At 69.1% G+C, this 11,354-nt stretch carries 11 protein-coding genes; 8 read left to right on the plus strand and 3 right to left on the minus strand.

What is annotated here, in order from left to right; genetic code table 11:
* The first annotated feature begins 43 nt into the window (after nt 1-43).
* Together lepA and BVI061214_RS10835 are read left to right on the plus strand one after the other, a co-directional pair.
* Entirely contained in the window at nt 44-1,876 is a 1,833-nt protein-coding gene (lepA, locus tag BVI061214_RS10830; protein ID WP_156303263.1) for a translation elongation factor 4, read from the plus strand.
* Complete coding sequence (locus BVI061214_RS10835) at nt 1,860-2,834, plus strand: sensor histidine kinase (protein WP_053768384.1); 975 nt, start codon at nt 1,860-1,862, stop codon at nt 2,832-2,834. Before lepA ends, BVI061214_RS10835 begins: the two co-directional genes overlap by 17 nt.
* Before the next feature lie 2 nt (nt 2,835-2,836).
* Here the strand turns inward: BVI061214_RS10835 and sdaAB are convergent, their stop codons facing one another.
* Nucleotides 2,837-3,499 (minus strand): L-serine ammonia-lyase, iron-sulfur-dependent subunit beta, encoded by a 663-nt coding sequence (gene sdaAB, locus BVI061214_RS10840; protein WP_053768385.1) that lies wholly within the window; start codon nt 3,497-3,499, stop codon nt 2,837-2,839.
* Between the two features lie 17 nt (nt 3,500-3,516).
* Between sdaAB and BVI061214_RS10845 the strand changes: the two genes are divergently transcribed.
* Genes BVI061214_RS10845 through BVI061214_RS10855 form a run of 3 tightly spaced genes read left to right on the plus strand, consistent with a single transcriptional unit; the run spans nt 3,517 to nt 6,934 of the window.
* Nucleotides 3,517-5,427 (plus strand): hypothetical protein, encoded by a 1,911-nt coding sequence (locus BVI061214_RS10845; RefSeq protein WP_053768386.1) that lies wholly within the window; start codon nt 3,517-3,519, stop codon nt 5,425-5,427.
* Entirely contained in the window at nt 5,424-6,275 is an 852-nt protein-coding gene (locus tag BVI061214_RS10850) for a dihydrodipicolinate synthase family protein (protein WP_053768387.1), read from the plus strand. Before BVI061214_RS10845 ends, BVI061214_RS10850 begins: the two co-directional genes overlap by 4 nt.
* Complete coding sequence (locus tag BVI061214_RS10855) at nt 6,272-6,934, plus strand: hypothetical protein (RefSeq protein ID WP_053768388.1); 663 nt, start codon at nt 6,272-6,274, stop codon at nt 6,932-6,934. The genes BVI061214_RS10850 and BVI061214_RS10855 overlap by 4 nt, the downstream gene beginning before the upstream one ends.
* Here BVI061214_RS10855 and cdd read toward each other — a convergent pair.
* Together cdd and BVI061214_RS10865 are read right to left on the minus strand one after the other, a co-directional pair.
* A complete protein-coding gene (cdd, locus tag BVI061214_RS10860) occupies nt 6,931-7,299 on the minus strand; it encodes a cytidine deaminase (RefSeq protein ID WP_053768389.1) in 369 nt (122 codons plus the stop codon). The genes BVI061214_RS10855 and cdd overlap by 4 nt on opposite strands.
* Nucleotides 7,286-8,611 (minus strand): hemolysin family protein, encoded by a 1,326-nt coding sequence (locus BVI061214_RS10865; protein WP_003048140.1) that lies wholly within the window; start codon nt 8,609-8,611, stop codon nt 7,286-7,288. Before BVI061214_RS10865 ends, cdd begins: the two co-directional genes overlap by 14 nt.
* A gap of 89 nt (nt 8,612-8,700) precedes the next feature.
* On the opposite strand from BVI061214_RS10865, the gene BVI061214_RS10870 reads away from it, so the two are divergent.
* The 3 genes from BVI061214_RS10870 to BVI061214_RS10880 are packed head-to-tail and all read left to right on the plus strand — an operon-like array spanning nt 8,701 to nt 11,352.
* Nucleotides 8,701-9,135, plus strand: a complete 435-nt coding sequence (locus BVI061214_RS10870; RefSeq protein WP_053768390.1) for a MarR family winged helix-turn-helix transcriptional regulator — start codon at nt 8,701-8,703, stop codon at nt 9,133-9,135.
* Complete coding sequence (locus tag BVI061214_RS10875) at nt 9,128-10,393, plus strand: TolC family protein (protein WP_053768391.1); 1,266 nt, start codon at nt 9,128-9,130, stop codon at nt 10,391-10,393. Before BVI061214_RS10870 ends, BVI061214_RS10875 begins: the two co-directional genes overlap by 8 nt.
* Nucleotides 10,390-11,352, plus strand: coding sequence for a TolC family protein (locus tag BVI061214_RS10880; RefSeq protein ID WP_053768392.1), 963 nt, complete (start codon nt 10,390-10,392; stop codon nt 11,350-11,352). Before BVI061214_RS10875 ends, BVI061214_RS10880 begins: the two co-directional genes overlap by 4 nt.
* Nucleotides 11,353-11,354 lie beyond the last annotated feature (2 nt).

The following is an 11,354-nucleotide window of genomic DNA, read 5'->3' on the forward strand; positions in this document are numbered from 1 at the left end:
CACTTAGACCCCGCCCTTGACTTTGCCCCCAGGACGGAAGACCATGGGAAGGATGGACCAGCGCCGCATCCGCAACTTTTCCATCATCGCCCACGTGGACCACGGGAAGTCCACCCTGGCCGACCGCATCCTGCAGATGACCCACGCCGTGAGCGAGCGGGAGATGCGGGAGCAGTTTCTGGACTCCCTGGAGTTGGAGCGGGAGCGGGGCATCACCATCAAGGCCAGCGCTGTCCGGGTGGCCTACCGGGCGGGGGACGGGGAGACCTACACCTTTCACCTCATTGACACCCCCGGCCACGTGGACTTCACCTACGAGGTCTCCCGGGCCTTGGCGGCGGTGGAGGGGGTGCTGCTGGTGGTGGACGCCACCCAGGGGGTGGAGGCCCAGACCATCGCCAACTTCTACCTGGCCCTGGAGCACAACCACACCATCATCCCGGTCATCAACAAGATTGACCTGCCCAACGCCAGGCCCCTGGAGGTGGCCCTCGAGGTGGAGGAGGTCTTAGGCCTTCCCGCCGACGAGGCCATCTTCGCCTCCGGGAAGACCGGGGAGGGGGTGGAGGAGATCCTGGAGGCCATCGTGAAGCGCATCCCGCCCCCCCAGGGGGACCCCGGGGCCCCCCTCAAGGCCCTCATCTTTGACTCCCTCTACGACGCCTACCAGGGGGTGATCCCCTACATCCGGGTCTTTGATGGGCGGGTGCGCCCCGGAGACCGGATCCGCATCTTCTCCACGGGCAAGGAGTTCCTGGTGGACAAGGTGGGCACCTTCACCCCCCAGGGTCTCGTGCCCTTGGAGGCGCTCTCCGCCGGAGAGGTGGGCTGGCTCACCGCCGCCATCCGCGACATCCACGACGTGCAGGTGGGCGACACCCTCACCCTGGCGGACCGCCCCACGCCCACCCCCTACCCCGGCTTCCGCCCCGCCAAGCCCGTGGTCTTCGCCGGGCTTTACCCGGTGGAGTCCCAGGATTACGGCAAGCTTCGCGACGCCCTGGAAAAGCTCAAGCTCAACGACGCCGCCCTCCACTTTGAGCCGGAGACCTCCACCGCCCTCGGCTTCGGCTTCCGCTGTGGCTTTTTGGGCCTCCTGCACGCCGAAATCGTCCAGGAGAGGCTGGAGCGGGAGTTTGGCCTGGAGCTCATCGCCACCGCCCCCAGCGTGGTCTACAAGGTGCGCCTCAAGGACGGCACCGAAAGGGAGATCCACAACCCCGCCGACCTCCCCGACCCCACCAAGATGGAGGAGATCCTGGAGCCCTACGTGAAGCTCACCATCTTCACCCCCGAGGAGTACGTGGGGGCCATTATGCAACTGGTCCAGGAGAAGCGGGGCCGGCTGGTCAACATGACCTACCTGCCGGGGGCGCAGAAACGGGTGGAGCTCGTCTACGAGGTCCCCTTCGCCGAGATCCTCTACGACTTCCACGACCGCCTCAAAAGCGTCTCCCGGGGCTACGCCTCCATGGACTACGAGCAGATGGGCTACCAGCCCGGGGACCTGGTCAAGGTGAACGTCCTGGTGCACGGGGAGCCGGTGGACGCCCTCACCTTCATCGCCCACCGGGACAAGGCCTACAGCATGGCCCGGGCCATCGTGGACAAGCTGGCCGAGGTGATCCCCCGCCAGCTCTTTGAGGTGCCCATCCAGGCGGCCATCGGGGGGAAGATCATCGCCCGCGCCACGGTGAAGGCCCTGAGGAAGGACGTGCTGGCCAAGTGCTACGGCGGGGACGTGACCCGCAAGAAGAAGCTTCTGGAGAAGCAGAAGGAGGGCAAGAAGCGGCTCAAGGCCATCGGCAAGGTGGAGGTGCCCCAGGAGGCCTTCCTGGCGGTGCTCTCGGCGGGGCGGGATGAGTCTAAGGGCTAGGCTCGCCCTGGTCATCGCTCTCCTCGCCTTTTTGCCCAACCTGGTCCTGGCCCTCACCCTGGGCCTCATGGGGGAGGGGCCCTGGCTTCCCCTCCTCCTCTGGCTCCTCCTTCTCGCCCTGGTCTCCGCCATGGTGGGCTACTTCCTCTCGCGAAGCCTCCTCAAGCCCCTGGAGGAGCTCACCCTGGCCCTGGCCTACCTCTCCTTGAAGGGGGGGTCGGTGGCAAGCCTCAGGCTCCCTTCCCCCCAGGAGCCCCCACCGGAGGAGGTCGCCAAGCTGAGGCGGCGCTTTGAAGAGCTCTTGGAGCGCCTGCGGGAGCTCATGGAGGCCCGTGAGGCCTTCTACGCCGCCTTGGCCCACGACCTCAAGACCCCCCTCCTCTCCGCCATCCGGGCCCTGGAGTACCTGGAAGGCCGGGACGACCTGGGCCGGGAGAGGCGGGTAGCCCTCCTCCACCAGGTGCGGCAGGAGCTGGCCCGGGCCCACCTCCTAGTGGAGAACCTCCTGGCGCTTTCCCGCCTCGAGGCCCACGCCCCCAGGCGGGAGACCCTGAACCTGAGGGCCCTGGCCGAGGACCTCCTCCTCCGCCACGGCGAGGAGGCGCGAAGGCGGGGCCTAGGCCTGGAGGTGGCGGGAGCGGGGCTCGCCCGGGGGGACAGGCTTCTACTGGAAAGGGCCCTGGCCAACCTCCTGGAAAACGCCCTGCGCCACGCCAGGACCCGGGTGCGCCTCCTGGTGGAGGAGGGGGCCATCAGCGTGGAGGACGACGGACCCGGCCTTCCCCTTCCCCTTTCGGCCCTGGCCCAGCCCTTCCGCCAGGGGGAGGGGCTTAGGGGAAGCTCGGGCCTCGGCCTTTACACCGCCAAGCGGGTGGCCGAGGCCCTGGGAGGGAGGCTCACCGCCTGCGCCTCCTCCTTGGGCGGGGCCTGCCTCAGGCTGGAGCTCCCCAGGCTTTAGGCCTATTCCATGACCGGGGGAATCTGCCGCACCCAGAGGATGTAGGAGAGGTACTCCAGGTACTTTAGCGGCACCTCGGAGACGGGGCGGTCCACCTCGAGGCTCATCATGGCCTCGCCCCCCTTCTTCTTGCGGCTCACGGTGAGGTAGGCGATGTTGACCTCGTCGTCGGCCAGGATGCGGGCCACCCGGGCCACCACCCCCGGGGTGTCCACGTTCTTCACCACCAGGGTAGGGGCCTGGCCGGTGATGCGCACCTCAAAGCCGTCCAGGTCAAAAACCCGCACCAGCCCCCCGCCCAGGGAGCTCCCGGTAACCACGATTCGCTCCTTCTCCCCCTCCAGGACCATGCGGACGGTGTTGGGGTGGACATCGCCCAGCTCCACCTCCTTGAAGACCACCTCCACCCCCTCCTTCTCCGCCAGGGCCAGGCTCTCCTTGAGGCGCTCGTCGTCGGGCTTGAGGCCCAGGACCCCGGCCGTGAGGGCCAGGTGGGTGCCGTGCCCCTTGCCCGTCTTGGCGAAGGAGCCGTGAAGGCCGAACTCCACCCGCTTGGGGACTTCCCCGAGGAGATACCTGGCGATGAGGGCCAGGCGGCAGGCCCCCGCCGTGTGGCTGGAGGAGGGCCCCACCATGACGGGGCCGATCATGTCCAGTAGGCCCATGCCAGTAGAATAACCCCATGCGCGCGTGGACCCTCCTGGCCTTTTGGGGCCTGGCCCTGGGCCAGTCCCTGCTCCTGCCCGACCGGACCGAGGTGGGCGCCCCCCTCACCCTGGAGGGCAAGGACCTCCCCGAAGGCCGCTTTCCCCTGGAGCTTTCGGGCCCCCAGGGGACCAGGACCCTGGAGGTGGAGGTCCAGGGAGGGCGCTTCCGGCTTCCCCTGGTCCTCGAGGCCCCGGGCGAATACCGCCTGCGCCTCATCCTCCCTTCCGGGCCCCTGGAGGGGAGGCTTCCCGTGGCCCCCGCCCAAGCCCCCGAGCTCACCCAAGAGGGCCTCCGGCTCCCCTGGGGCCTCCTTCCCTTGCCCCAGGGCCCCTGGCTCGGCCCCCTGGTGGAGGGGGAGAGGGTCTTGGTGGCCCAGGGGCTTCTGGTGGTGGAGGCGAGCCTCAAGGAGCCCGGCGCCCGCTTCCACTTCGCCCCCAAGCGGGTGGAGGCCCTCCGCCCCGGCCCCGAGGCGGTCATGGGGGACTGGGTCCTCCCCATCCCCTTCCCGCCCCTCCCCTTTGAGGGCACCGAGGAGGACCTGAAGGCCCTCCTGCCCCTCCTCCAGGCCCTCAAGCCCCCCAAGCCCTGGCCCTACTACGCCTACTGGACCCTGGACCCCAAGGACCTGAGCCAGGAGGACCTTTTGGCCTACGGCCAGGACCTCCTCCAAAGGGGCCACCGCCCCGAGCTCTTCCACGGCCAGGAAGGGGTGGTCCGCATGGCCCAAGGGGCGAGGGCCCTGGCCCAAGAGGACCCCGCCCAGGCCCAGCGCCTCACCGAAGCCCTCCTGGCCTACACCCCCCTCTTCCCGGGCTCCCTGGCCTTCTTCCAGGAGCGGGCCGAGGCCCTGAGGGCCCAGGGGGAGCCCGCCAAGGCCCTGAGGCTGGAGGAGGCGGAGAAGACCCTAAAGACCTGGCTTCCCCCGGACCTGGCCTTCCTGCCCCAGGCCACCTACGCCTTGGGCCTCGCCTACCTGGCCCTCGTCCTCTACCTCTTCGCCCTCTATCTCCCCGCCCAGGCCAGGGACCTGAGGCCCATCGGCGGCTTCCTGGGAGGCTACCTCCGCCACCCCCTCCTCCGCCTCCGCCACCTCACCCTGGCCTACGCCAGCCTGGGGGAGAGGCTTTTAGCCTTACTGCTCCTGGTCCTTTTGGGGCTTGGCTTCCTCCTCTACGGCTTGGACCAGAGGGCCAGGGAAGCAGCCACGGCCCCGCCCTTGGACCGGGGAACCCTGCGGACCCAGGCGGCCCTGGACTGGCTGAAGGCCAAGCCCCCCACCCCCGAGGTCAAGGCCCTTCTGGGCTACGCCCTCCTCCCCCAGTCCCCCAAGGAGGCCAAGACCCTCCTGGCCGAGGGGGGCTACCCCTTCGCCAAGGCCCTTTTGGGCGAGGAGGCCCTTTTGGCCCAGGCCTACCGGGAGGCCCCCCTCGAGGGCCCCATCCGGGCCGCCCTGGGCCTCGGCCAGGACCCCTGGGGCAGGCGGGAGCCCGGCCCCAGCGTCCGCACCCTCTACCTGACCCTCCTCTCCCTGGAGCTTAAGGCCTTCCTGGAGGACCCCCTGAAGGGGGCGGCCCGCCTGGCCCTGCCCCTTCCGGAGAGGGCCAGGCCCTGGGCCGCTTTGGGCTTCGTCCTGGTCCTCCTCTACCACCTCCTGGCCTTCTTCTTGCCTAGAAGAAGGGCCTCTCTTTCCGAGGGCTGGGCCCTTGCGGTGCGCCTCCTCGTGCCGGGGAGCCTGGGGTTTTCCTCGGGGCCTGGCCTCCTGCTCCTCCTCCTGGCCGCCTTTGGCCTCTTGAGGGCCCTCGAGGGCCAGGGGCCGGGCCTCCTCCTCCTGGCCTACGGCCTCCACCTCCTCACCCTTCTGGGTTCCTTCCGGAGGGCGCCGTGATCCTGCCCCCCATCCCCACCCCCTTTGACGGGAAGGGCCGCCTGGACACGGGGGCCTTCCAGGAGCTGGCCCTGGCCCTGGAGCCCCTGGTGGACGGGCTTCTCATTTACGGCTCCAACGGCGAAGGGGTCCACCTCACCCCCGAGGAGCGCCGCCTGGGCCTTCAGGCCCTGAAGCCCAGGAAGCCCTTCCTGGTGGGCCTCATGGAGGAGACCCTGCCCCAGGCGGAGAGGGCCTTGGAAGAGGCCAGGGAGGCCGGAGCCTTCGCCCTCCTGGCCACCCCTCCCCGCTACTACCACGCAAGCCTGGGAGAGGGCCTTCTCCGCTACTACGAGGCCCTGGCGGAGAGGATGCCCCTTTTCCTCTACCACGTGCCCCAGAACACCAGGGTGGACCTGCCTCTTTCCGCCGTGGCCGCCCTGGGCCAGCACCCAAAGATCCTGGGCATCAAGGACTCCAGCGGGGAGATGCACCGGCTCGCCTTCTACCAGGCCCGCCTGAGGGACTTCCGGGTCTTCACCGGCCACGCCCCCACCTTCCTGGCCGCCTTGGCCCTGGGGGCGGAAGGGGGCATCCTGGCGGCCGCCAACCTGGCCCCCAGGGCCTACAAGGCCCTCCTGGCCCACTTCCAGGAGGGCCGGCTGGCCGAGGCCCAGGCCCTGCAGCGGCGGCTATACCCCTTGGGGGACCTCCTCTCCCGGGGCGGGGTTCCCCTCCTCAAGCAGGCCCTGAGGCACCTGGGCCTGCCGGCGGGCTACCCCAGGCCCCCCTACCCCCAGGAAAGCCCCCTTTTCGGCGAGCTCCTGCCGGTGCTAGACTCCCTGAAGGAAGAGGGGTGGATTCTATGAAAAGGTTCGCTCTTCTCCTGGCCTTCCTGGCCCTCCTTGCCGCCTGCGCCCCCAGGACCCTGGCCCCCGAGGCCCGTTTTCTGGGCGGGGAGATCCGGGGGCTGGAGCTTAGCCCAGGCCCGGCCCTTCTCCTGGGCCTAAAGGTGGCCTTCCAGAACCCCAACCCCGTCCCTATCCCCCTTTCCGCCTTCGGCGCCAGGCTTCGGGTGGGGGAGGTGGTCCTGCCCCTGGACCTCACCCTCCCGCCGGGGGAGAAGGAGGAGGTCCTCCTCCTCCGCCTCACCCCCAAGGAGGCCCTGGCCACCGCCAGAGCCCTCCTCTCCCCGGAAGGGGCCGAGGTGGCCCTCGAGGGCCAGACCCTGGGCCAGCCCCTCACCTTCTTCCACACCCGCCTAAGCCTCCCCCTGGAGCCTTTGCGGGTGCGCCGAAGCGGCGTCAACCTCTTCCTGGAAAACCCCAACCCCATCCCCTTGCGGGCCGAGGGGAGCCTGGTCCTCCTAGGCCAGCGCCTCTCCGTGCGGGTGGACCTGCCGGCCCGGGGGGAGGCCCGGGTCCAGGTGGTGGGCTTCAGGCCCGGCCTGGAGCGGGGAAGCGGGCGGCTTGAGCTCCGCCTCGAGGTCCCAGGCTTCTTCGCCCAGGAGGTCGTCCTCCCCCTCTAAAGCCTAAAGGCCATGGGGAGGAGGGCCCCTAAGGTGGTGACCTCCTCCCCTTCGGGCCCGTGGAGGACCACCTCCCCCTCAGGCCCCCCGAACTCCATGAGGACCTGGCGGCACCCGCCGCAAGGGGGGATGGGGCCTTTGGGGCTATAGACGTGGACGCGGTCTATGCGCCTTTTGCCCGCCAGGACCATGGCGGCCACGGCGTTCCTTTCGGCGCACTGGGAGAGGGGAAAGGCGGCGTTTTCCACGTTGACCCCCAAAAAGGCCTCCCCCTCGGCCTCCACCAGGGCCACCACGGGAAAGCCCGAGTAGGGGGCGTAGGCCCGCTCCACGTGGGCTTGGAGGAGGGCCTTAATCCTCTCCATGCTCCACCAGCCTTTCCACCCGCACCCTTTCTATCCGGCGCTGGTCGGCGCTTTCCACCACAAAGCGGAAGCCCTGCCACTCCACGCTCTCCCCCACGCCGGGGATGCGGCCGAACCGCTCGTAGAGGAAGCCGGAAAGGGTGTCGTACTCCCCCTCGGGGAGCTCCACCCCCAAGGCCTCGGAGACCTCGTCTATGGGGGTCTGGGCCTGGATGGAAAGGGCGCCGTCGGCCAAGCGCTTGATGGGGGCGTCCTCGGGCTCGTCGGTCTCGTCGTAGATCTCGCCCACGATCTCCTCAATGACGTCCTCCAAGGTCACGAGGCCGGCGGTGCCCCCGAACTCGTCCACCACGATGGCCATGTGGACCTTCCGGCGGCGGAGCTCCTTGAGGAGGCTCCAGGCGTCCATGTTCTCGGGGACGAAGTAGGGCGGGTGGGCGATGGAGGCCACGGTGCGCCCCTTCAGGTCCTCCTGGCAGTGGTAGTCCAGAAGGTCCTGGGCGTAGGCGATGCCCACGATGTGGTCCACGCTCTCCCTATAGACGGGGACGCGGCTATAGCGGTGCTCGCGGAAGAGGTGGAGGAAGTCCTCGAGGCTGGCCTCGGCCTCTATGGCCACCATCTCCACCCGGGGGGTCATGATCTCCCGCACCGGGGTCTCCTCCAGCTCCAGGATGGAGTGGATCATCTCCTCCTCCTGGGCCTCAATGGTGCCCGCCTCCTCCGCCCCCGCCAGGATGAGCCTGAGCTCCTCTTCGGAGACCAGGGAGGCGTTTCTGGGCTCGAGGCCCAGCGCCCTGAGGAAAAGCCCCGAGACCAGGCTGAAGAAGCGGCCCACGGGGTAGAGGAGGACCGAGAGGAGGTAGATGGGCCAGGCAGCCACCTTGGCCAGGGCCGCGGCGTGGTGCACCGCCAGGGACTTGGGGGTGATCTCGCCGAAGAAGAGGATGAGGAAGGTCATGACCCCGGTGGCCACCCCCACCCCGGCGGAGCCGAAGGCCTCGGTGGCGACCTCGGTGACCAAGGCGGTGGCGGCGATGTTCACCAGGTTGTTGCCCACCAGGATGGTGGTGAGGAAGCGGGTGATGTCCTGGGCAAGGAGGCGGAAGGGCCCTCCCTGGCTTTCCGCAAGCTCCCGCACCTTCCAGGGGTAGAGGGTGGTGAGGGCGGTTTCGCTGGCGGAGAAGAAGGCGGAAAGCCCCAAAAAGAAGACCAAAAGAAAAATCTCCCCGGGGGTTGGGGCTTGGGACTGGGCCAGGGCTATGGAGCTGAAGGGCAGGAGGAAGGGCCACCGACTGGGAGGTCTGTCCATATACCTTGGGCCATTGTACACCAAGGAGCGCGGCCCGGCCTGCAGTCCTCCCTTGACAGGTGCTTGACGGGTGTGTATAGTTGAGGAGTATGAACGGTCCCCCCGCACCCCTGGTGGAAGAGCTGTCCCACCTCGGCTACGCCCTCATGCGCCTCCTCCTCCAGCGGGCCAAGGAGGTTTTCGCCAAGGAGGGGCTTTCCCTCCTTCAGGCCGAGGTCCTGAGGCTGGTGCGGGAGGGGGTGAACGCCCCTTCCCGGCTGGCGGAGCACCTGGAGATCCAGCCTTCCCAGGTCTCCCACCTCCTGGCCTCGTTGGAGGAGGCCGGTTTGGTGGAGCGGCGCCTGGACTCCGAGGACCGGAGAAGGGTTCTCCTGCACCTTACCCCCAAAGGGGAAGAAGCCCAAAAGCGGCTCAAGGAGGCCTGGCTTGCGGCCTATAGCCAGCATCTGGCCAGGCTGAACCCTGAGGAGCTCCTCCTCTTCCGGGACCTCCTGAGGAAGCTCACGGAGGTGGAGCGTGCCTAGGGTCTTGGCCCTCCTCCTTCTCCTGGCCCCCGCCCTGGCCCAAAGCGCCCTGGCTCCCCTAAGGGACCACCCCCTGGCCCGCCAGGCCCAAAGCTACCTGGAGGCGGCCCGCAAGGCCCTCCTGGCCCAGGAAAGCCCCGTGGCCCTGAACCTGCAAGCGGGCCACGCCCGCCTGGGCTACGCCTGCACCCCCGAGGCCCTATGCCAGAGCCTGCCCTCTAGCGGAAGCAACCTCACCCTGGCCCTGGTCCTCACCCCCTTCCCCTTCGGGGACGTGGCCGACGGGCAGGAGCGGGCCCGCATCGCCCTCAGGCGGGCCGAGTTGGGCTACCGCAGGACCCTCACCGCCCTCCAGGCCCAGGCGGTGGCCGCCTACGGCCGCTACCAGGAGGCCCTTCTTGGGGAAAAGCTGGCCCTGAAGGGGGTGGAGCTGGCCCAGATGGCCCTGGAGGCCGCCAGGAAGCGCCAGGCCAACCCCAAGGAGCTGAGGGAGGCGGAGCTCGCCCTCAAGGAGGCGGAAAACCGCCTGGAGGAGGCGAGGCGGGGGGTGGCCCTGGCGGAGCAGGCGGCCCTGGGCCTGGTGGACCTCGAGGCCCCCCTGCCCCAGATTCCCCTCCCCCAGGGCGGGGCCTACCTGCAGGTGGAGGAGGCGAGGCTTTCGGTCCAAGAGGCCCAGATCGCCTATGACGGCGCCTTCCGCAACCTCCTGCCCAAGCTGGACGTGAGCTACCTCCGCTACCCCTCGGGCAACGACACCCTGGCCCTCAGCCTGAGTAGCCGCACCCTGCAGCCCACCCTGAGCTACACCCGCCAGGACCCCGCCCGCCCCGCCACCCAGGTGCCCGGGGCGGGGAGCTACCGGAGCGTGGAGGAGCTCAGGCTTTCCCTCTCCCTCACCCTCTCCCCAGGCCTCTTCCAGGGATTGGCGGCGGCCGAGGCCCAGCTACGGGGGGCCCTCGAGGCCCTAAAGGCGGCGGAGGCCCAGGCCAGGCTTCAGGAAGAGACCCTAAAGGGCGCCCTCCAAAGCGCCGAGGCCGCCTTAGCCCTGGCCCAGCTCCGCCTGGAGGGCGAGCGAAAGGCCCTGGAAGAGGTGAAACGGCGCCTGGCGTTGGGCCTGGAAAGCGGCCTCGCCCTCAAGCGGGCCGAGCTTTCCCTTTTGCAGGCGGAGCTTGCCCGCCTGCAGGCCGAGAACAACCTGAAAAACCGCCTGATGGAGCTTTACCAGCTTTACGGTCAAATCCTGGAGGTGAACCCGTGAGAACCCTTTGGATCCTGATCCTTTTCTGGCTCCCGGCCCTGGCCCAGCCCCTGCCCGAGGCGCTGAAGAAGGCCCAGGAAGTCCCCGCCGTCCTCAACGCCAGGCTGGAGGCGGAGGCCAAGGCCAAGGACCTGGCCCGCACCCTGGAAGACCCCCTGCGCACGCCCTTAGGCGAGCTTCAGGCCAGGCAAGCCCTGGCCCTGGCCGAGGCCAGGCTCAAGCGGGCCCTGGCCCAAGCGGAAAGCGACATCGCCGCCGCCTACGCCCAGGCCCTCGAGGCCGGCCTCCAGGTCAGGCTGGCGGAAAAGGCCCTGGCGGTGGCGGAGCTGGCCCTCAAGGCCGCCGAGGTCCGGGTCAAGGGGGGTGGGGCCACCTCCTTGGACCTCCTGGAGGCCCAGAACCGGGTCCTGGAGGCCAGGAAAAACCTGGAGGCCGCCAAGCGGGGCGAAAACGCCGCCAGGGCCTCTTTGGAGAACCTGGTGGGCCCCTGGAAGCCCGAGCCCGTGGCGCTTCCCCCCCTGCCGGAAGAGGGCCTGGTGGAGCAGCTTCTTGAGGAGCACGCCGACCTTTTGCAACTCAGGCAAAGCCTGGAGCTCCTCCGCTTCCAGCGGGGCCTCCTGGACGAGAGCTTCGCCGCCAGGAAGGACATAGAGGCCCTGGAGGACCAGATCAAGACCCTGGAGGTGAGCCTGGGCAACCTGGAGCGCTCCCTCCGGGTGGGGCTCAAGGCCCGCTACGACCAGCTTGCCCCCCTGCTAGAGGGGGCCAAAGCGGCGGAGGAGGCCTACCGGGCCGCCAAGGAACGCTACGCCGCCGAGGAGCGGCGCTTCAAGGCCGGGCTCGTGAGCCAGCTTGGGCTCAGGCAACAGGAGCTCGCCCTATTCCAAGCGGAGCTGACTTTGGCCCAGGCCCGCCACGCCTACCTGAAGGCCTACTACGGCCTTCTGGCCTCGAGGTGAGG

The organism is Thermus aquaticus (assembly GCF_001280255.1).
Lineage (GTDB): Bacteria > Deinococcota > Deinococci > Deinococcales > Thermaceae > Thermus > Thermus aquaticus.

Coding starts and splice junctions, on each gene's coding strand:
- lepA (WP_156303263.1), top strand. CDS start 44: ATGGGAAGGATGGACCAGCGCCGCATCCGCAACTTTTCCATCATCGCC.
- BVI061214_RS10835 (WP_053768384.1), top strand. CDS start 1,860: ATGAGTCTAAGGGCTAGGCTCGCCCTGGTCATCGCTCTCCTCGCCTTT.
- BVI061214_RS10855 (WP_053768388.1), top strand. CDS start 6,272: ATGAAAAGGTTCGCTCTTCTCCTGGCCTTCCTGGCCCTCCTTGCCGCC.
- cdd (WP_053768389.1), bottom strand. CDS start 7,299: ATGGAGAGGATTAAGGCCCTCCTCCAAGCCCACGTGGAGCGGGCCTAC.
- sdaAB (WP_053768385.1), bottom strand. CDS start 3,499: ATGGGCCTACTGGACATGATCGGCCCCGTCATGGTGGGGCCCTCCTCC.
- BVI061214_RS10845 (WP_053768386.1), top strand. CDS start 3,517: ATGCGCGCGTGGACCCTCCTGGCCTTTTGGGGCCTGGCCCTGGGCCAG.
- BVI061214_RS10870 (WP_053768390.1), top strand. CDS start 8,701: ATGAACGGTCCCCCCGCACCCCTGGTGGAAGAGCTGTCCCACCTCGGC.
- BVI061214_RS10865 (WP_003048140.1), bottom strand. CDS start 8,611: ATGGACAGACCTCCCAGTCGGTGGCCCTTCCTCCTGCCCTTCAGCTCC.